Here is a 20,776-nt window from a genome sequence, read left to right on the forward strand (position 1 = left end):
CCATGGCGCTCATGCCTGCTCCCCGCTGGCCGCCGGCTGCGGCTTGAAGCGCCGCGACAGGCGATCGAAGTACAGGTAGATCACCGGCGTGGTGAACAGGGTCAGGACTTGGCTCAGGGCCAGGCCACCCACCATCACCAGGCCCAGCGGCTGGCGCAGCTCGGCACCGGAACCGCTGGCGAGCATCAATGGCACCGCACCGAACAGCGCCGCCAGGGTGGTCATCAGGATCGGCCGGAAGCGCAGCAGCGCCGCCTGGTAGATGGCCTTCTGCGGCTCCATGCCCTGGTTGCGCTCGGCCTCCAGGGCGAAGTCGATCATCATGATCGCGTTCTTCTTGACGATGCCGATCAGCAGGATGATGCCGATGATGGCGATCATGCCCAGGTCGTTGCCGCTGAGGATCAGCGCGAGCAAGGCCCCCACCGCCGCCGAAGGCAGGGTCGAGAGGATGGTGACCGGATGGATGTAGCTCTCGTAGAGCACGCCAAGCACGATGTACATGGTTACCACGGCAGCGAGGATCAGCAGCAATGTGCTTGACAGCGAGGCCTGGAAGGCTTGCGCCGCGCCCTCGAAGCGAGTCTGCACGCCCAGCGGCATGCCGATGTCCTTCTGCACCTGCTCGATCAGTTGCACGCCCTCGCCCAGGGACACGCCCTCGGCCAGGTTGAACGACAGGGTCACCGCCGGGAACTGGCCGATATGGGAAATCGCCAGTTGCGCCTGGCGTTCCTCGACATGGGCCAGGGCCGACAGGCGCACCTGGCTGCCGGCGGTGGTCTTGACATAGATGCCGTCCAGCGCCTTCGGCCCGAGGGTGGCCGCGGCTTCGGCCTGGAGCACCACGCGGTACTGGCTGGCCTGGGTGTAGATGGTGGAGATCTGGCGCTGGCCGAAGGCGTCGTACAGCGCGTTGGTGATTTCCGAAACGGTCACCCCAAGGCGGCTGGCGGCGTCGCGATCGATCACCAGGAACACCTGCAGGCCCTTGTCCTGCAGATCGCTGGCGACGTCGGTCAGTTGCGGGTATTGCTGCAGGCCATGCACCAGCTTGCCGCTCCACTGCGAGAGCAGTTCGGCATCCGGCGACGACAGGCTGAACTGGTACTGGGTACGGCTGACCCGGTCCTCGATGCTCAGGTCCTGCACCGGTTGCATGAACAGGCGGATGCCGCTGAGGCGGTCGACCTGCGGTTGCAGGCGGGCGATCACCTGGGCGGCGGTCAGGTCGCGCTCGCCGTGGGGCTTGAGGTTGATCAGGAAGCGCCCGCTGTTGAGCGTGGCGTTGTCACCATCGACGCCGATATAGGACGACAGGCTGTCCACGGCCGGGTCCTCGAGGATCAGTGCCGCCAGTTCCTGCTGGCGCTGGCTCATGGCGGCAAAGGACGTGGCCTGCGGGGCTTCGGAAATACCCTGGATCACCCCGGTGTCCTGCACCGGGAAGAAACCCTTGGGTACGGCGATATATAGCAGCACGGTCAGGCCCAGGGTCGCGACCGCCACCAGCAGGGTCAGCGGCTGGTGCCTGAGCACCCATTGCAGGCCGCGGCCGTAATGCTCGATCAGCCAGTCGATCCAGGCGCCGCTGGCCCGGTAGAAGCGGCTCTGCTCCTGCTCCTTGGGTTCACGCTTGAGCAGGCGCGCGCACATCATCGGCGTCAGGGTCAGGGATACCACCAGGGAAATCAGGATCGCCACCGCCAGGGTAATGGCGAACTCGCGGAACAACCGCCCCACCACGTCGGCCATGAACAGCAGCGGGATCAGCACTGCGATCAGCGAGAACGTCAGCGAGATCAGAGTGAAGCCGATCTGCCGCGCGCCCTTGAGCGCGGCCTGCAGGGGCGTCTCGCCTTCCTCGATGTGGCGGGCGATGTTCTCCAGCATGACGATGGCGTCATCCACCACGAAACCGGTGGCGATGGTCAGGGCCATCAGGGTCAGGTTGTTGATGGAGAAGCCGGCCAGGTACATGACGCCGAAGGTGCCGATCAGCGACAGCGGCACGGCGATGGACGGAATCAGGGTGGCGCTGACCCGGCGCAGGAACAGGAAGGTCACCATCACCACCAGGGCGATGGCGAACAGCAGTTCGTGCTGCACGTCGCGCACCGAGGCGCGGATGGTCTGGGTGCGGTCGGTGAGCACGCTGACGTCCAGGCCGGCCGGGAGGTTGTCGGTGATTTCGGGGAGCATGGTCTTGATCCGGTCCACCACCTCGATCACGTTGGCCCCCGGCTGGCGCTGGATATTCACCAGCACCGCCTGGTTCTGGTTGGCCCAGGCGGCCAGGCGCTCGTTTTCGGCACCATCGACGATCTCGGCGACATCCTTCAGGCGCAGCGGCGCGCCGTTGTTATAGGCGAGGATCAGGTTGGCGTATTCCTCGGGAGAGCGCAGCTGGTCGTTGGCGTCCAGCATCGACACCCGGGTCGGGCCATCGAAGTTGCCCTTGGGCTGGTTGACGTTGGACGCGCCGATCAGGGTACGCACGTCGGCCAGGTTCAGCCCTGCTGCCGCGAGGGCGTCGGGGTTGACCTTGATCCGCACCGCCTGGCGCTGGCCACCGGCGATACTGACCATGCCGACGCCGCTGATCTGGGCGATCTTCTGCGCCATGCGCGTATCGACCAGGTCGTTGAGCTTGGGCAGCGGCATGGTCTTCGATGAAATCGCCAGGGTCAGCACCGGGGTATCGGCCGGGTTGACCTTGTTGTACACCGGCGGCGCCGGTAGATCGCTGGGCAACAGGTTGCTGGCGGCGTTGATCGCCGCTTGCACCTGCTGCTCGGCGACGTCCATGTTCATTTCCAGGCTGAAGCGCAGGGTCAATACCGAGGCGCCGCCGGAGCTGGTCGAGGCCATCTGTTCCAGGCCCGGCATCTGCCCGAACTGGCGTTCCAGCGGGGCGGTGACCGCGCTGGTCATCACCTGCGGGCTGGCGCCGGGGTACAGGGTCATGACCCGGATGGTCGGGTAATCGACCTGGGGCAGCGCCGCCACCGGCAGCAGCTTGTAGGCGATCAGGCCGGCCAGGACGATGGCCAGCATGCTCAGGGTGGTGGCGACCGGGCGGAGAATGAACAGGCGCGAGAGGTTCATGCGCCGGCCTTGCCGCTGGATGCCGGGGCTTCGGAGACCTCGGGCTTGTCCTGGCCTTGCAGGTGCTGGCCGGGAGTGGTCGGGACCTTGGCCGGGTCGTCCACCACATCGACCTTGGTGCCATCGCGCAGGCGGTCGGTGCCTTCCAGCACCACCCGCTCGCCCTTGGCCAGGCCTTCCTTGACCACGGTGCGTTCACCATCGCTGGCGCCGACCTTGAGGTTGCGGATATGCACCTTGTTCTCGTCGTCGATGACATAGACGAAGGTGCCGTTGCTGCCGAACTGGATCGCCGCCGCCGGCGCCAGCACCACGTCCTTGAGGGTGTCGGCCAGCAGCCGGGCGTTGACGAACTGGTTGGGGAACAGGGCCTCGTCGCGGTTTTCGAAGCGCGCCTTGAACTTGAGGGTACCGGTGGTGATGTCGATCTGGTTATCGATGCTCGCCAGCACGCCGGTGGCCTGCTGGCGCGTGTCGCCACGGTCCCAGGCCTCCACCGGCAGCGGCGTACCGGTACGGAAGCGGGCCAGCACGGTGTCCAGCTCGTTTTCCGGCAGGGTGAAGGCGACGGTGATCGGCTGGGTCTGGGTGATCACCACCAGGGCGGTGGTGTCGTTGGCCGCCACCAGGTTGCCGAGGTCGAGCTGGCGCAGGCCGAGACGGCCGGAGATCGGGGCGCGGATCTTGGTGAAGTCGAGATTGAGCCTGGCGTCGCCCACCGCGGCCTGGTTGGTCTTGATCGTGCCTTCGTACTGCGCGACCAGCGCGGCCTGGGTGTCGAGGGTCTGCTTGGCGATGCTGTCCTCGGCATACAGGCCCTTGTAGCGGGCCAGGTCGATCTGCGCGTTCTTCAGTTGCGCCTGGTTCTGCGCCAGGGTGCCCTCGGCCTGCTGCAGGGCGATCTGGTAACTGCGCGGGTCGATCTCGGCGAGCAGGTCGCCGGCCTTCACTTGCTGGCCTTCCTTGAAGTAGACCTTGACCAGTTCCCCCGCTACCCGGCTGCGCACATTGACCGTGTTGGTCGCGGTCACGGTCCCCAGCGCCTTGTAATAGACCGGGAAGTCGCCAACCGTGGCCGCGGCCACCCGCACCGGGACGCTGGCGGTGGACGAGCCGAAGCCTGGACGGCCACCGCCGACCCCGGCCATGGCGCCGCGGCGACCACCGGCATTGCCCTTGGCTTCGCCTTGGGCGGCCGGCGTGGTGTGGGTCTGTGCGCTGGGCCAGAGACACCAGCACAGGCCGGCGATGACCAGCAGGATCAACAGGCTCAGGAGCCAGCGGCGGGAGGAACGGGAGGAAGATTGCATCGGGTTCTCGACCATGAGTACGCAGGAAACTTTGAAGGAGGCTGAACGATAAGCACTCCAAGCGTTTTAGCAAAGCGCCTTTACCGGCAATTTACCGATAACTGACGTTGCCAAGTTTCTGAACTTTAAATAAAAACGGCCTGGACTAAGCCAGGCCGTTTCAGGGTGTTGCAGGATCGTCGTGCCGCTTGCCTTACTTCAGGACCGCCAGGGCCGCGTCGTAGTTCGGCTCTTCGGCGATTTCGCCCACCAGCTCGGCGTGCAGGACCTTGTCGTTCTCGTCCAGGACCACCACCGCACGGGCAGCCAGGCCGGCCAGCGGGCCGTCGGCAATGGCCACGCCGTAGTTCTCGAGGAACTCGCGGCCGCGCAGGGTCGACAGGTTCTGCACGTTGCTCAGGCCTTCGGCGCCGCAGAAGCGAGCCTGGGCGAACGGCAGGTCGGCGGAGATGCACAGCACCACGGTGTTGGCGATGTCGTTGGCCTGGGCATTGAACTTGCGCACCGAGGTGGCGCAGGTTGGCGTATCGACGCTCGGGAAGATGTTCAGCACCTTGCGCTTGCCGGCGTAGTCCTTCAGCGACTTGTCGGCCAGGCCTTCGCCAACCAGGGAGAACGCAGGCGCCTGGGCGCCGGCCTTCGGCAGTTCGCCTTTGACCTGAACCGGATTGCCTTTGAGAGTCACTTGAGCCATGAGCGGAGTCCTTATGCGGGGTTGAAAAGACCCAGAGTTAAGCACGAAAGTGCGCCGGCACCTATGGGGCAATGCAAATTGTTGAATTGCCGGACGTTTTTTGTGGACAATCTGCCGATTTGAAGCCGAACAATTCAGTCGCCTTCACTGGCCCCTGTGGGAGCTGGCTTGCCAGCGATGAGGCCAGAACAGACAACATCCTTGCCCTTGAGGGCCCTATCGCTGGCAAGCCAGCTCCCACAGGGGGTTATGCTCAGCTTAGGGCAGCAGCGAATAGACGACGGAAGACAGCGCCACCAGGCCGACAGCCACGACGAACACATTCGACGCCTTGCCGCTGTACTTGCGCATCGCCGGGACCTTGCGGATGGCGTACATCGGCATCAGGAACAGGATCGCCGCGATCACCGGGCCGCCCAGGGCTTCGATCATGCCGAGGATGCTCGGATTGAGGGTGGCGACGATCCAGCACACCACCAGCATCAGCGCTGCGGTGACCCGGTCCAGGGTCCTGGCCGGCGGGCGTTTGCCGGTCTTGAGGATGATGCCCTTGAGGCCCTCGCTGGCGCCGATGTAGTGACCGAGGAACGACTTGGCAATGGCGACGAAGGCGATCAACGGCGCGGCGAAGGCGATGGTCGGGTTGCTGAAGTGGTTGGCCAGGTACGACAGGATCGACAGGTTCTGCGCCTTGGCCTCGGCCAGTTGCGCCGGGGACAGGGTCAGCACGCAGCTGAACACGAAGAACATCACCATCGCCACCATCAGCAGGTGGGCACGGGCCAGGATCTGCCCGCTGCGCTCGTCGGCATGGGCACCGTAGCGGCGCTTCTGGTCGACGGCAAAGGCCGAGATGATCGGCGAATGGTTGAAGGAAAAGACCATGACCGGGATCGCCAGCCACAGGGTGTGCAGGAAGGCGCCGCCACTCGGCACATCGCCGGCGGTGCTGAGGATGCCGCCGTTCCAGTGCGGAACCAGGAACACCGCGAGGAACGCCAGGGCGACGATGAACGGGTAGACCAGCAGGCTCATGGCCTTGACCGTGGCCTGCTCGCCGCAGCGCACGATGGCCAGCAGGCCGAGAATCAGCACGAACGACAGCAGCGCCCGCGGTGGCGGCTGGATATGCAGTTGGTGCTCCATGAAGCTGCCAACGGTGTTGGTCAGGGCCACCGAGTAGATCAGCAGGATCGGGAAGATGGCGAGGAAGTAAAGCACGGTGATCATCGCACCGGCACTCAGGCCGAAGTGCTCCTCCACCACCTCGGTGATATCGCCGCCGTTGCGTCCGGACAGGACGAAGCGGGTCAGGCCGCGGTGGGCGTAGTAGGTCATCGGGAAGGCCAGCAGCGCCAGGATCAGCAGCGGCCAGAAGCCGCCGAGGCCGGCGTTGATCGGCAGGAACAGGGTGCCGGCGCCGATCGCGGTGCCGAACAGGCCGAGCATCCAGGTGGTGTCATGACGGTCCCAGCGCGCAAGGCTCGCCGCCGGGGTGGATTCGAAGCGTTGTTCAACGCTCGGGGACTGCTCGTTCATTCCGGGTGAAGCTCCACTCGCAAGACTGCAACAGCGCCGCAAGTGGCTGAATAGACGCCTCAGCACACCCCGGCCATAAAAGAGGGGCGCGATTGTGCGCTGAAAGGTTGCACTTGCAAAGCCCTGTCCGAGGAATGGTTGCACCTTTGCGGTGCATAGACAGCAGGATTTTGAGGTGTTGCTGATGGCCTCATCGCTGGCAAGCCAGCTCCCACAGAGACCGCGCGCGCCGCGGATCCTGTGGGAGCTGGCTTGCCAGCGATAGGGCCCTGAAGGCCACTAAACGACTTACTGAACCGCAGCGATCGCCTCGGCCACCTGCTGCAGGTTGTCAGGGCGCAACCCCGACATGCAGACCCGGCCGCTGTCGATCAGGTACACGCCAAACTCGTCGCGCAGACGGCGCACCTGGGCCACGCTCAGGCCGGTGTAGCTGAACATGCCGCGCTGGCTGAGGAAGAACGAGAAGTCCTGGCCCGGCAGCAACACCGCCAGCGCATCCACCAGGCCCTGGCGCATTTCCAGGATACGCAGGCGCATCTGCTCGACTTCCGCTGCCCATTGGGCATTCAACCCGGCATCGTTCAATACCGTGGCCACCAGTTGCGCACCGAAGGTGGGCGGGCTGGAGTAGTTGCGGCGTACGGTGGCCTTGAGTTGGCCGAGTACGCTGGCCTGGGTCTGGGCATCGTCGCAGACCACCGACAACCCCCCTACCCGCTCGCCATACAGCGAGAAGATCTTCGAGAAGGAGTTGCTGACCAGGCACGGTACGCCGGCACGGGCGGCCTCGCGGATGGCGAAGGCGTCCTCGACCAGGCCTTCGCCGAAGCCCTGGTAGGCGATGTCGAGGAACGGGATCAACTCGCGCGCCTTGACCACTTCGATCACCTGCTGCCATTGGGCCTGGTTCAGGTCGACGCCGGTGGGGTTGTGGCAGCACGGATGGAGCAGGACGATGCTGTTGGCCGGCAGGGTCTGCAGGGTAGCCAGCATGCCGTCGAAGTTGACGCCACGGGAGGCCTGATCGAAGTACGGGTAGGTATTCACCTTGAACCCGGCGCCTTCGAAGATGGCACGGTGGTTGTCCCAGGTCGGATCGCTGACCCATACCTGCGACTCGGGGAAGTAGCGCTTGAGGAAGTCGGCACCGACCTTCAGCGCGCCGGAACCGCCGACCGTCTGCACGGTGGCGACGCGACCGCTGGTCACCGCCGGGTGATCGGCGCCGAACAGCAGGTTCTGGATGGCCTGGCGATAGCCGGCCAGGCCTTCCATCGGCAGGTACAGGGAGGCTTCGTGGGGCTTGTCGGCCAGGCGCTTCTCCGCCTCGCCCACGGCTGCCAGTTGTGGCACCACGCCGGCCGCGTCGTAGTACAGGCCGATGCTCAGGTTGACCTTGTTGGCACGCGGATCGGTCTTGAAGGTCTCCATCAGCGACAGAATCGGGTCACCGGCATAGGCATCGACATGTTTGAACACAGCGCACAGCTCCTTGGGGCAGGATGAATCGAACAAAGTGTGTCGAGCATACCCGGACTCGCGGTGCAGGAACATGCCCTTGGTGCAAGGGTTTTGTGCGGCGGTGCATGATCCGGAGAACGCCGCCGCCCCCTGTGGGAGCTGGCTTGCCAGCGATTGCAGCAGTGAATTCACTATAGCTATCGCTGCGGTTCGGCGGTCCGACAAGCCAGCTCCCACAGGGTCAGTGTCAGGCCAATGTCTGCAGTTGACTCCATTCCTCCGCCGTCACGCTCACCCCTTCCCGCGCCGACTGCTCCCGCTCCCTGAACCGCCGCTCACCTGGCATCCGCGTCACCCCTACCGCCTCCATCTGCCGCACCAGTTCCCGCGCCCGCGCGGCGAAGCGCTCGCCCTGGGCCAGGCGTGGATCGATGACGATGATCAATTGCCCGGTCCACGGCGTCTTCGCCCCTGGATGCCGCGACCAATCGAACTCGAAGGAGAAATTGCCGCCGGTCAGCGCCGCCGCCAGCAATTCGACCATCATCGACAATGCCGAGCCCTTGTGCCCGCCGAACGGCAGCAGCGCTCCGCCATCGAGAATCGCCGCCGGGTCCCGGGTAGGCCTGCCCTCGCGGTCAACGCCAATGCCCTCGGGCAGCAGCTCGCCCTTGCGCGCGGCGATCTGCACATCGCCATGGGCCATGGCGCTGGTCGCCATGTCGAAGACGATCGGCGCCCCGCCCGCGCAGGGCGCGGCAAAGGCGATCGGGTTGGTACCGAACAATGGCCGCTGCGCGCCCTCGGGCACCACGCAGGTCATACTGTTGACCACGCTCAGGGCCACCAGCCCCTCTTCGGCGAACGGCTCGACGTCCGGCCACAGCGCGGCGAAGTGATGGGAGTTGTAGATTGCCAGCACCGCGATCCCGGCGCTGCGCGCCTTGCCTGCCAGCAGCTCGCGGGCCGCAGCCAACGCCGGCTGGGCAAACCCGCCAGCGGCATCGACACTCACATAACCGCTGGCCACATCGCTGACCACGGGCTCGGCCCGGCCATCGACCCAGCCGCTGGCCAGCGTAGAAAGATAACCGGGGATACGAAACACGCCATGGCTATGGGCGCCATCACGCTGGGCACTGGCGCAGTTGGCCGCGAGGGTGGCGGCCACCGTTTCACTGCAACCATGACGAACGAAGATGCGCTGCAACAGGTTCACCAGGTCGGCGAACGGAATCCGTGTGGCAGGTGCGGACATCTGAAGCTCCCTTGCTTGGAATTGGATTGGGATCAGCTACCCGTGGACTTTCTCCGGATGACCGCTATCTGTCAAAGTCTGTAGCAACCCTGACCACGCTGGAGGTGTACCCGCATGCAATGCCAAACCCTCGTTCTCGGTGCCGGAATCGTCGGCGTCAGTACCGCCCTGCACTTGCAGGCGCGCGGACGGCAGGTCGTGCTGATCGACCGCAACGAGCCCGGCAGCGGCACCAGCCATGGCAATGCCGGGCTGATCCAGCGCTCCAGCGTGACGCCCTACGCCTTTCCCCGCGACCTGAAAACCCTGGCTCGCTACAGCCTCAACCGCCAATCCGCGGTGCGCTACGACTGGCGCTACCTGCCACGGGTCGCGCCATGGCTGCTGCGTTACTGGCAGCAGTCCGCCCCTGCCCCGCTGGCCGACGCGACCCGGGCCATCCAGCCGTTGATGCAACGCTGCGTCAGCGAGCACGACCCGCTGATCGAAGCCGCCGGGGCCCAGGCGCTGGTCAGGACCGAGGGCTGGATCGAGCTGTACCGTGATCCAAACGCCCTGGCCGCCGCCACCGCCGATGCCGCGAACCTTGGACCCTACGGCCTGGCCTTCGACCTGCTCGACCGCCAGCAACTGCATGCCCGGGAACCCAGCCTGAGCCAGGCGGCCATAGGCGCCATCCACTGGCTCGATCCCAAGACCGTAAGCAACCCCGGCGCACTGGTGCGCGCCTATGCACGCCTGTTCGTGCAGCGCGGCGGGCAGTTCATCCACGGCGATGCCCGCAGCCTGCGGCAGGTCGGGGGTGGCTGGCAGGTCAGCAGCCAGCGCGGCCCGATCGATGCCCGGGAGGTGGTCATTGCACTGGGCCCGCAGGCGGCCGAGGTGCTGAAGCCGCTGGGCTACGCCATTCCATTGGAGAGCAAGCGCGGCTACCACATGCACTACCAGGTTCGCCCGGGCATGTCGCTCAGGCATTCAATCTGCGATGTCGAGGCCGGCTTCGTCATCGCGCCGATGGACCAGGGCATCCGCCTGACCACGGGCGTGGAGTTTGCCGCCAGCGACGATCCGGGCAATGAAATCCAGTTGAAGCGCTGCGAGGTGATCGCTCGCAGCCTGTTCCCCCTGGGCGAGCGGCTCGACAGACAGCCGTGGCTGGGGCGCCGCCCGTGCCTGCCGGACATGCGCCCGGTGATCGGCCCGGCGCCACGGCATGAAGGGCTGTGGTTCAACTTCGGCCATGCCCACCATGGCCTGACCCTGGGGCCGGTCACGGCACGGCTGGTGGCGGAGATGATGTGTGGGGAAGTGCCGTTTACCGACCCTGCGCCCTATAGCGCCGGGCGTTTCGTTTGAAACACGGACCTGTGGGAGCTGGCTTGCCAGCGATGAGGACGGCACTGACAAAGATGTTGTCAGATCTGGCCAAATCGCTGGCAAGCCAGCTCCCACAGGGACCGTGTTTCAGTCTTCCAGCGGTTTCGGAGGCGGCAGCGGTTTTGCCGGCTTGGCCGGCTTGGCATCCGCCTTGCCCGCCTTGCCCGCCTTGGCATCTGCGGCCGCTGGCGCCGCCTGGGACTCCGGCTTGCTGATCGCCTTCTCTTCCGCCGGCAGCGCATCCACCGCCGCGAAGACCTTGCTCATATCCAGCGAACCGTCGTTGTCCAGCACATGCTTGCTGCCGTCCTTGCCCACCAGGGTCACCTGGGTGCCGTTCTGCGCGCCGCGGCTGACCTGGCGGATCAAGGCCATGGTGGTCTGCTGTTCGAGGTTCTTGTCGTCACGCTTGCCGATCATCCCGGCCACGCTGTAGAGCACCAGGCCGCGCTCCTTGAAGCCGGCCTGGGTCGCCGGGTCCTTGAGTGATTCGTTGAGGCTTCGCAACAGCGGGTCGGCGCTGGTCGGGGCAATCACCACCAGCGGACGGGCCCGGCCCGCATCCAGATCCAGAGGGTTGTCATCGGCCAGCAGCGGACCGGCGATGGCCAGCAGGACGGCAAGGGTCAGGGACCGGACGAGCATGTGTTTCTCCTTCTTCATTCCTCGTAACAATGACTACAGACCTCAAGGAAAGATCCGAAGGTCGGAGCCTAAACGACTGCGCAGGGCAACTGCCCGGGACAAAGGTAACTTTCGGTTTCAGAAAGGTAATTTCTCACGTGCCGAAACGAAAAGTCCGACACACCTAGACAGGAGGATAGTCGATGGCGGGAAGCTGCGCGGAAGATACCCTCGCAGCGAAAGATTCCTCTAGAACAACCCCATCTGCCGGTCGATCAAGCCGGCGAAGTCATCACCGACGAAGGGCAATATCGCGTCCGCCACCGGCTGCAACTGACGGCTGAGGTAGTGATCGTAATCGATCGGACTGCGCCGGTTTTCCAGCGGCTCCGGCCCGCTGGTGGTGATCACGTAGCTGATCCAGCCGCCCCGCTGGTACTGCCGCGGCCGCCCCTGGCTGTCGTTGTACTCGTCCGCGAGCCGGGCGGCGCGGACATGCGGCGGGACGTTGCGCTGGTAGTCGTCCAGCGGGCGGCGCAGACGCTTGCGGTAGATCAGCAGTTCGTCCAGCTCGCCGGCCAGGGTGCGCTGCACGTAGTCGCGGACGAACTCGCGGTACGGCTCGCGCTGGAAAATCCTGCGGTACAGCGCCTGCTGGAACTCCCGGGCCAGCGGCGACCAATCGGTGCGCACGCTTTCCAGGCCCTTGTAGACCATTTCCTCGCTGCCGTCGGCGCGCCTTACAAGGCCGGCGTAGCGCTTTTTGCTGCCCTCCTCGGCGCCGCGGATGGTCGGCATCAAAAAGCGCGTGTAATGGGTCTCGTATTGCAGCTCCAGGGCGCTTTCGAGCCCGTATTCATCGCGCAGGTGGTCGCGCCACCACTGGTTGACGCCTGCCACCAGCGCCTTGCCGATGCGGTCGGCGTCCTCCGGAGCATGGGCGCTCTTGAGCCAGACGAAGGTGGAGTCGGTATCGCCATAGATCACCGTATAGCCCTGGGCCTCGATCAACTGCCGGGTACGCTGCATGATCTGGTGCCCACGCAGGGTGATGGACGAGGCCAGCCGTGGGTCGAAGAAGCGACAGCCGCTGGAGCCGAGCACGCCGTAGAAGGCGTTCATGATGATCTTCAAGGCCTGGGACAGCGGCGCGTTTCCTTCGCGCTTGGCCGCCTCGCGGTTTTGCCAGACCCGTTCGACGATGGCTGGCAGGCAGTGCCGGGTACGCGAGAAACGCGCCTGGCGAAAGCCCGGCACCGAGTGCTCGTCGTCCGGCTCGCGCAGGCCTTCGATCAGGCCCACCGGGTCGATGAGGAAGGAACGGATGATCGATGGGTACAGGCTCTTGTAATCCAGTACCAGCACCGATTCGTACAGCCCGGGCCGCGAATCCATGACGAAGCCGCCAGGGCTGGCCTCGCCCTCGCGCCCGCCCAGGTTCGGCGCGACGAAGCCTAAGCGGTGCATCAGCGGGATATACAAATGGCAGAACGCGGCCACCGAGCCGCCGCTGCGGTCCGCGGGCAATCCGGTGACCGTGGCCCGTTCGAGCAGGAAGTCCATCAACCGGGTCTTATCGAAGATCCGTGTGACCAGCTCGCAGTCCTTGAGGTTGTAGCGCGCCAGCGCCGGACGGTCCTCGGCGAACATGCGGTTGATCTCGTCCATGCGCTGGTAAGGGGTGTCGATGGCCTTGCCTTCGCCAAGCAGGGTCTGGGCCACGTTTTCCAGGCTGAAGGACGGGAAGCTCCAGGTTGCCGAGCGCAGCGCCTCGATACCGTCGATGATCAGCCGGCCGGCGGCCGCGGCGAAGAAATGCGTGCGGCTGCCGTGCTCGCGCCACTCCATCGGCTGCTTATCACGGCCCAGCAATAGCGGTACGTCCAGTTGCTTGCTGTGCTCGTGGAGCACGCGCAGGTCGAACTGCACCAGGTTCCAGCCGATGATCGCGTCCGGATCATGCCGGGCCAGCCAGGCATTGAGGCTGTGCAGCAGTTCGGCACGGGTGTCGCACCAGGCCAGGTCGAAATCCACCGTGCTGCCATCGCCGTTGGCCGGTCCCAGCATGTACACCTGCCTCTGGCCGCAGCCTTCAAGGGCGATGGAGTACAGTTCGCCACGCTCGCTGGTCTCGATATCCAGGGACACCAGTTTCAGGTGCGGGCGGTAATTGCTGGAGGGTTTGAGCTGGGCGTCCAGGTAAACGCCGTCGGCATCGACCTTGCCACTGAACGCTACCGGCGCAGTGATGAAGCGCTCCATCAAATAGCGCTCCGGCGGTCGGATATCGGCCTCCAGTACCTCGATACCGGCGCCGCGCAGGCGTTTTTCCAGCTGGATCGCCTGGCGTTGCTGGCGACAGTACAGGCCCAGCACCGGCTGGTGTTCGAAGTCCTGCAGGGCCAGCGGGCGCAGTTCCACGTCGCGCTCGCCGCGCAGCAGTTCGCGGGCGCGGGCCTCGTACTGCGCCGGGATGAAGGCCACCGAGGTCTGCAACGGCAGGCGCAACAGGCGCGGGCCGGCATCGGTGGCCAGCCAGAATTCCACCTGGGTGCCCTGGGGCGTGTCCCGCCAATGGCGGGTCAGGACAAAGCCCTGTTGTGGCTGCACCACGGTTTCCTCTGCTGGCAAACATCGAATGGCCGCTGCAAAACCCTGTGGGAGCTGGCTTGCCAGCGATTGGGCCGGACCTGACAACATCTTTGCCATGGCCGGCCTCATCGCTGGCAAGCCAGCTCCCACAGGTTCTTGCGCAAGCCGCGAAGGGGGACGGATTCTACCTGCACGACGCCTTGTCGACGACGGGTTTCGGCGCGCCCCTCATCCCGTTAGAATGCCCGGCCAGGAGCTCCTTCCTCCACTATGGACAGTGCCCGACATGATGAATTGCGCCCCGCAGGACCAATCCCGTGCGATCTGACCGCTCCCTGCTCTCCCTGTTGTGGCTGCTGCCGCTGACGGCACTGGCCGGCGATCCGGTTATCGACCCGCATGCCGACCTGCTTTACCGCCAGGCCCTGCCGCTGCTGGAAAAGGCCGAGGCACAAAGCAACGCGCTGCCGCTGGACGCCCTGCCCACCGACCGCGAACTGATCCGCAAGGTCCAGGCCCTGGACCAGACCCTGCAACCGGCCGTGGCCCTGCTGCAGCGCGCCGCGCTGTTGCAGCACCCGGTGGCCGAATACCGCCTGGCCCTGCATTACATCACCCACCTTCCCGCCGGGCAGATCGCTGCCGAAGCCTGTCCGCTGCTGCGTTCCAGCATCGCCCAGGGCTTTGCCCCGGCCGCGCTGGAAGTGGTCAACTGGTGTCCCGAGGTGCTGGAAGACAGCACCTATCGCCAGGCCCTGGAGCAGGTGTCGACACGCAGTTCGATGTATGCCGGCTACTACCCGCAACCCGCCGTGCGCCTGCTGTGTCTGCGCGAACGGCCACAAGGCCTGGCCATGCAGTGGGGACGCCAGCGTGACTTCCAGGCCGAGGTCTATCGCCTGCTCGCCGGGCTGGACGCCAGCCAGCGCGTCACCTACGCGCACAAGGCCATGGAAATCAACGGCTGCCAGGCTGCGCAACACCAACTGGTCAGCCACCCGTAGCAGACAGCAAGATCGTTCAAGGCGCCCGGCCGGTGCTCTGGCATGCTGCAGGACCGTTCCTTGCCTTGTTGTCGCCCATGCCTGCATCCATCGCCCGTACTGCCTGTATCAAAGGCTCCATCGCCTGCCTGCCGCTGTCGCTGGCCGTCGCGCCCTGGGGGCTGCTGGCCGGTTCCATGGCCATCGAAGCCAAGCTTACCCCGCTGCAAAGCCAGGGCCTGTCGGCGATCGTCTTCGCCGGAGCGGCGCAACTGGTGGCCATCGGCATGCTCAAGGGCGGCGCCAACCTGTTTTCCATACTGCTGACCACCTTGCTGCTGACCTCCCAGCACCTGCTCTATGGCCTGTCGATGCGCCCAGTGCTGTCGGAGTTGCCGACCCGCTGGCGCCTGGCCCTGGGCTTCCTGCTCACCGACGAGTTCTTCGCCCTGGTCAGCCAGCATGACCGCCAGCAGTTCAACCGCTGGTACGCCTTTGGCGTCGGCTTCACCTTCTACCTGGCCTGGAACCTGTTCACCCTGGCCGGGATCATCCTTGGCCAGAGCATTCCGCACCTGGACCAACTGGGCCTGGACTTCTCCATCGCCGCTACCTTCGTCGCCCTGATCGCGCCCACGGTACGCAGCGTGCCGACGCTGGTGTGCGTGGCGGTCGCGCTGTTCTGCTCGGTGCTGTTCAGCTACTGGCACTGGGAAACCGCGCTGGTCGCCGCCGGGCTGCTGGGCATGGCCGCAGGTTTTATCTGCCAGAAATCATTCGGAGCACGCTGATGGTCTTCATCCTGATCCTGGCCATGGGCCTGCTGGTTTTCCTCAACCGCTACGCATTTCTCGAACCGCGCCTGCCCCTGCGCCTGAGCTCCAATGCCCGGCAATTCCTCGGCTTCGCCGTACCCGGGATGCTCACGGCGATCTGCGGACCGATCGTGTTCCTGCCCGGGCAGCAACTGAACCTCGACCCGGCCAACCCCTACCTGCTGGGTTCGCTGCTCGCCGTGGTGCTGGTACTCTGGACGCGCAATACCCTGCTCAGCATGCTGCTGAGCATGGGCTTGTTCTTTATCTATCGCGGCTGGCTGAGCGGTTCGCCATGACACAGGTTCCACGGGAACAGACCCATTTCTGGCAGGCAGCGGCGCTGGACAACCTCGAGTTGCTCCAGGCCCGCTATTTCCAGCAGCGTTTCGCTCCCCACGTGCACGAAGGCTATTCCATCGTCGCCATCGAGACCGGCGCGCAGTGCTTCTGGCACCGCGGCGCCGACCACGTGGCACCGGTGGGCAGCGTAGTGCTGATCAACCCTGAGGAACTGCATACCGGCGCCCGCGCCCACGAGAACGGCTGGAGCTACCGCGGCTGCTACCCGGACGTGACCCATATGACCAGCGTGCTCGACGAACTGGAACTGGATGCCGGCGGCACGCCGGGCTTCAGCGCCAGTGTCCTGCATGACCCGCCGGTATTCCGTGCCCTGCTCGGCCTGCACCGCTGCGCCCAGCAAGGCGCCAGCGCCCTGGAGCAGCAATCGGCCTGGCGCGAGGCAGCGTTGCTGCTGATGCAGCGCCACGCCCGGGTCCGCGACCCGCGCGCCCCGGGCAACGAACCGCTGGCCGTGGTCCGCGCCCGCGAGCTGCTGGATGCGCGCCTGGATTGTCCGCCGTCGCTGGAGGAACTGGCGGCTGCCGTGCACCTGTCGCCGTTCTACTTCGCCCGGGTGTTCCGCCAGGCCACCGGCCTGCCACCCCATGCCTGGCTCAAGCAACGCCGCCTGGCCCGGGCCCGGACCCTGCTGCGCCACGGCTACCTGCCCTTCAACGTCGCCGTGGACCTGGGTTACGCCGACCAGGCCCACCTCAATCGACAGTTCAAGCAGGCCTACGGCGTCACCCCCGGCGAGTACCGCCGCGCCTGCGTGCACTCGACCTCGATCTCCGTTCGATAATCGAACACAACCCGGTCCTGCCCCCTCAAGCGCCCGTCACCCCTCTCCGATAGCTATTGGCAAACCCGCCCGCAGTGGCGGGACCGACTATCGAGGAGTCCTTGCCCGCATGTTCGCCGACCTGAAAATCCGCACCGGAATGTTCTGGGTGCTGTCACTGTTCAGCCTGACCCTGCTGTTCTCCACCGTCAGCGCCTGGCGCAGCGCCGTGGGCAGCGATGTGCAGATCGCCGAGCTGGACCGTACCGCGCACCAGTCCGACCGCCTTAACAACGCCCTGCTCATGGCAATCCGCTCCAGCGCCAACGTGTCCTCCGGCTTCATCGAACAGCAAGGCGGCCACATGGACAGCGCCAAGGGTCGCCTGACCCGCTCGGAAGAACTGATCGCCTCCGGCCAGGCGCTGATCGCCGACTTTGTCGCCGCCGTGGACGACCCGACGCTCAAGACCACCGCCGACGAACTGCAACGCACCTACCTGAGCTATTCCGCAGCCATCGCCGGCCAGCGCCAGGCGACCCTGGAGAACTCCCTGGACCGCTACTTCACGGTCAACATCGAGGCTGGCAACGCCATGGGCCGCCTGCAGGCCCTGCGCCAGGACCTGGTCAAGGAACTGAGCACCCGCAGCCAGCAGATCATGGACGAATCGCAGAGCCGCCTGCGCAAAGCACAACTGCTGAGCCTGGCCTTGCTGGTCACCACCGTGCTGCTGGCAGCACTGTGCTGGGCCTTCATCCAGCAGCGCGTGCTGCGCCCGTTGGCCGAAGCCGGCCGGCATTTCCAGCGCATCGCCGCTGGCGACCTGAGCGAGCCGGTCACGGTGCCGGGCAGCAACGAGATCGGCCAGTTGTTCGCCGAACTGCAACGCATGCAGCACAGCCAGCGCGATACCCTGGGCCAGATCAACGCCTGCGCCGGGCAACTGGCCGATGCCGCGAAAGCGCTGAACACCGTCACCGAGCAGAGTGCCGAAAGCCTGCGCCGCCAGGACGAAGAACTGGAGCAGGCGGCCACCGCCGTCACCGAAATGACCACCGCCGTAGAGGAAGTGGCGCGCAACGCCGTCTCCACTTCCCAGGCCGCCAACGACTCCAACCGCCTTGCCGAACAGAGCCGTCGACAGGTCAGCGACACCCTCGACGGTACCCAGGCCATGGCCGGCGAGGTGCAGGCCGGCAGCGAGCGCCTGCAACTGCTGGCCGGGGAAATCCGCGATATCGGCAAGGTGCTGGAGGTGATCCGCGCGGTCTCCGAGCAGACCAACCTGCTGGCCCTCAATGCCGCCATCGAAGCGGCCCGGGCAGGCGAAGCCGGGCGTGGCTTCGCCGTGGTCGCCGATGAAGTGCGGACCCTGGCCTACCGCACCCAGCAATCGACCCAGGAAATCGAGCAGATGATCGGCAGCGTGCAGCACGGTACCGAGGTGGCGGTCAGCTCCATGCACGCCAGTGCCGAACGGGCCCGCGCAGCGCTGGACACCACCCAGGCCTCGGAACAGGTGCTGCAAGGCATCTATGCTGCGATCGGGCAGATCAACGAGCGCAACCTGGTGATCGCCAGCGCGGCCGAAGAACAGGCCCAGGTGGCCCGGGAAGTGGACCGTAACCTGCTCAATATCCGCGAATTGTCGGCGCGCTCGGCCGAAGGCGCACAGCAGACCAGCGCGGCAAGCCGGACATTGTCGGGCCTGGCGACGGAGCTGACGGCGCTGGTGGGGCGTTTCCGCGTCTAAAATCGAAGAGGCGGCGCGGCTCCTGTAGACTGGCACCCCGCCCAGTTTCCGGAGCTCCGCGCGTAATGCCCGTTGTCACCCTTCACCAGACCGCCCCCGCCGAACCGCTGCACAGCCAGTTGATGCAACTGGTGGTCGACAATTTCAGCGACCTCAGTGCCACCGCGCTGCCGCCGAGCAACCCGCTCTACAACCTCTACCAATACGCTCTGGGCTTCGAGGTGCACCTGTATCTCCAGGCCCTGGGCGGCACGCGCCTGCCGGTCGGCCTGGTGCTGGCCTGCGAGGAAGAACAATTGGCCGGGTTCGTCCTGTACCTGCCGATCGACGCCGAGGAAGGCGCCTGCGCCGTCGCCTACATGGCGGTGCGCCAGGACCTGCGCCGGTGCGGGATCGCCCGAGCCATGCTCGCGGAGGTACGCCAGCGCCATCCGCGCATGGAACTGGCCTGCGGCAAGGGCAAGGTGGCGTGCTTCGAGGCACTTGGCTTCGAGGTGGTCGGCGCGCGCGGGCCGCAGGTGCTCATGGCGACCGACGCGCCGGCCGGAGATGCCGAGCTGGCGGTGCTGGATGTGGCGCCGATCTTCCGCACCGTGGAAATCCAGCAGATTCACAGCTACCTGCTCAAGCAGCATGGGCGCAAGGCGATGGTCGAGGCGGAGAAGAAGCGCGACCGCCACCTGGACGAACTGACCCGGCACGCGGCGGCGTTTGCCTGGGAGCGGACCCAACGGTGGCAAATACGACCGACGCGGATTGTGCAGGAACGTCGGTCCTGACCCGAGACGGGCCCTTGTGGGGTTCACCCGCGATTACGATGGTGGCCGCACCGCCGGCATGCCAGCTCCCACAGTGACCATGTCGAACACAAAATCCCCGGTTGGCCGAGAAACCTGTGGGAGCTGGCTTGCCAGCGATAGCCATAGTGACCACACCAGCGCAATCGCGGGTAAACCCACACACACACAGGGTACGCGTCGTGCTTTGGAGCTGTTATTGGTGCGACAGCGCAGCCCTGAACGCATAAAACCGCAAAACAGGGCCGTACGCTGATCCGTCACAGGGAACCTGAACCCCCTGATGCCGGACAAAGACGACAGGCACGGACCATTCTGGCTACCATGCACCCCGCTTGTTGAGCATTTTTACCCCCAATCCATCGGGGCGGCGGTCGGGCCATCAGCGCGGACCCGTCGGTTTTTCATGTACCAGGGAGATCCAGATGCGCGTCCGTTCCTCCATGCTCCGCCTTGCCCTGCTCTGCCTCGGCCCCCTGCTCGCCAGCCAGGTCCAGGCTTCGGAAGAGACGCAACTGATCGACTCGATCAACGCCTACCGCAACCAGTCCCAGGCCTGCGCCAACCAGGCGTCCCTGGAGCTGCCGCCGCTGGCCAGCGACCCGCGCCTGGTACTGTCGGCCACCAGCATGGGCGACCTGCAGCAACAACTGGCCCGGGTCGCCTATCCCATGGTCAATGTCCAGGCCATCAGCCTGTCCGGCCCGCGCGATGCCGCCGCTGCCATGCAGGCGATCCGCGAAAGCTTCTGCCAGGTGGTGCTGGACCCGCAGTTCGTCGATATCGGCGTCAGCCGCGAGGGCCGCGAATGGCGCATCGTGGTCGCCCGCCCGCTGCTCAGCGCACGCCTGGGCGACTGGCAGAGCGAGGGGCGTAACCTGCTCGAAGCGGTCAATGCCGCCCGCGCCCAGCCGCGCCAGTGCGGCACCCAGGCAATGGCTGCGACCACCCCGCTGGGCTGGAACGATACCCTGGCTGGAGCGGCCCAGGGCCACAGCCGGGCCATGGCCAACCAGAACTTCTTCGACCATATCGATCGCGAAGGCCGCACGCCGGGGGACCGCGCCGAACTGGCCGGCTACAGCGGCCAGCGCATCGCCGAGAACATCGCCGCCGGCCTCGACAGCCCGCGCAAGGTGGTCGACGGCTGGCTGGCCAGCCCCGGGCACTGCGTCAACCTGATGAATCCGCAGTTGCGCGAACTAGGGGCAGCCTACGCCACCGATCCGAAAAGCGATGCAGGGATCTACTGGACGGCGCTCTTCGGGACGCCTTGAGGCTTGGCTCACGGCGCCACCTGGTATTTTTGTCAGTTAACGAAACGCTCGAACCA

General features: G+C 65.7%; 16 protein-coding genes. 8 read left to right on the plus strand and 8 right to left on the minus strand.

Annotated features, from left to right (window positions below):
- Positions 1 to 9: 9 nt before the first annotated feature.
- The 6 genes from N7650_RS19925 to N7650_RS19950 all read right to left on the minus strand — a co-directional run bounded on the left by N7650_RS19925 (position 10) and on the right by N7650_RS19950 (position 9,373).
- Positions 10 to 3,108, minus strand: a complete 3,099-nt coding sequence (locus N7650_RS19925) for an MdtB/MuxB family multidrug efflux RND transporter permease subunit (protein WP_279899674.1) — start codon at positions 3,106 to 3,108, stop codon at positions 10 to 12.
- Complete coding sequence (locus N7650_RS19930; protein WP_279899676.1) at positions 3,105 to 4,433, minus strand: MdtA/MuxA family multidrug efflux RND transporter periplasmic adaptor subunit; 1,329 nt, start codon at positions 4,431 to 4,433, stop codon at positions 3,105 to 3,107. Before N7650_RS19930 ends, N7650_RS19925 begins: the two co-directional genes overlap by 4 nt.
- Positions 4,434 to 4,611: 178 nt before the next feature.
- Positions 4,612 to 5,112: a thiol peroxidase gene (gene tpx, locus N7650_RS19935; protein WP_009400333.1), complete on the minus strand. Its 501-nt coding sequence runs from the start codon at positions 5,110 to 5,112 to the stop codon at positions 4,612 to 4,614.
- Positions 5,113 to 5,370: 258 nt separating this feature from the next.
- Positions 5,371 to 6,651, minus strand: coding sequence for an HAAAP family serine/threonine permease (locus N7650_RS19940; RefSeq protein WP_009400336.1), 1,281 nt, complete (start codon positions 6,649 to 6,651; stop codon positions 5,371 to 5,373).
- A gap of 288 nt (positions 6,652 to 6,939) precedes the next feature.
- Positions 6,940 to 8,133 (minus strand): amino acid aminotransferase, encoded by a 1,194-nt coding sequence (locus N7650_RS19945; protein ID WP_009400338.1) that lies wholly within the window; start codon positions 8,131 to 8,133, stop codon positions 6,940 to 6,942.
- Between the two features lie 229 nt (positions 8,134 to 8,362).
- Positions 8,363 to 9,373 (minus strand): Ldh family oxidoreductase, encoded by a 1,011-nt coding sequence (locus N7650_RS19950; RefSeq protein ID WP_279899677.1) that lies wholly within the window; start codon positions 9,371 to 9,373, stop codon positions 8,363 to 8,365.
- Between the two features lie 114 nt (positions 9,374 to 9,487).
- Between N7650_RS19950 and N7650_RS19955 the strand changes: the two genes are divergently transcribed.
- Positions 9,488 to 10,729 (plus strand): FAD-dependent oxidoreductase, encoded by a 1,242-nt coding sequence (locus tag N7650_RS19955; protein ID WP_009400342.1) that lies wholly within the window; start codon positions 9,488 to 9,490, stop codon positions 10,727 to 10,729.
- 108 nt (positions 10,730 to 10,837) lie between these two features.
- On the opposite strand, the gene N7650_RS19960 is transcribed toward N7650_RS19955, so the two are convergent.
- Both N7650_RS19960 and N7650_RS19965 read right to left on the minus strand, forming a co-directional pair.
- Entirely contained in the window at positions 10,838 to 11,395 is a 558-nt protein-coding gene (locus N7650_RS19960) for a DUF4174 domain-containing protein (RefSeq protein WP_279899678.1), read from the minus strand.
- 228 nt (positions 11,396 to 11,623) lie between these two features.
- Complete coding sequence (locus tag N7650_RS19965) at positions 11,624 to 13,984, minus strand: DNA polymerase II (RefSeq protein WP_037060558.1); 2,361 nt, start codon at positions 13,982 to 13,984, stop codon at positions 11,624 to 11,626.
- 299 nt (positions 13,985 to 14,283) lie between these two features.
- Here N7650_RS19965 and N7650_RS19970 point away from each other — a divergent pair, with 299 nt between their 5' ends.
- The 7 genes from N7650_RS19970 (at position 14,284) to N7650_RS20000 (ending at position 20,720) form a co-directional block, all read left to right on the plus strand.
- Positions 14,284 to 14,970, plus strand: coding sequence for a hypothetical protein (locus tag N7650_RS19970; RefSeq protein ID WP_009400345.1), 687 nt, complete (start codon positions 14,284 to 14,286; stop codon positions 14,968 to 14,970).
- 77 nt (positions 14,971 to 15,047) lie between these two features.
- Entirely contained in the window at positions 15,048 to 15,740 is a 693-nt protein-coding gene (locus N7650_RS19975) for an AzlC family ABC transporter permease (RefSeq protein WP_279899680.1), read from the plus strand.
- A complete protein-coding gene (locus N7650_RS19980) occupies positions 15,737 to 16,063 on the plus strand; it encodes an AzlD domain-containing protein (protein WP_080604768.1) in 327 nt (108 codons plus the stop codon). The genes N7650_RS19975 and N7650_RS19980 overlap by 4 nt, the downstream gene beginning before the upstream one ends.
- Entirely contained in the window at positions 16,060 to 16,911 is an 852-nt protein-coding gene (locus tag N7650_RS19985; RefSeq protein WP_279899681.1) for an AraC family transcriptional regulator, read from the plus strand. Before N7650_RS19980 ends, N7650_RS19985 begins: the two co-directional genes overlap by 4 nt.
- A gap of 109 nt (positions 16,912 to 17,020) precedes the next feature.
- Positions 17,021 to 18,646, plus strand: coding sequence for a methyl-accepting chemotaxis protein (locus N7650_RS19990; protein ID WP_279899682.1), 1,626 nt, complete (start codon positions 17,021 to 17,023; stop codon positions 18,644 to 18,646).
- Positions 18,647 to 18,711: 65 nt separating this feature from the next.
- Positions 18,712 to 19,425, plus strand: coding sequence for a GNAT family N-acetyltransferase (locus N7650_RS19995; RefSeq protein WP_279899683.1), 714 nt, complete (start codon positions 18,712 to 18,714; stop codon positions 19,423 to 19,425).
- A gap of 443 nt (positions 19,426 to 19,868) precedes the next feature.
- Complete coding sequence (locus N7650_RS20000) at positions 19,869 to 20,720, plus strand: CAP domain-containing protein (protein ID WP_009400366.1); 852 nt, start codon at positions 19,869 to 19,871, stop codon at positions 20,718 to 20,720.
- The last annotated feature ends 56 nt before the right edge of the window (positions 20,721 to 20,776 follow it).

This window comes from Pseudomonas sp. GD04058 (assembly GCF_029836855.1).
GTDB classification, from domain to species: domain Bacteria; phylum Pseudomonadota; class Gammaproteobacteria; order Pseudomonadales; family Pseudomonadaceae; genus Aquipseudomonas; species Aquipseudomonas bharatica.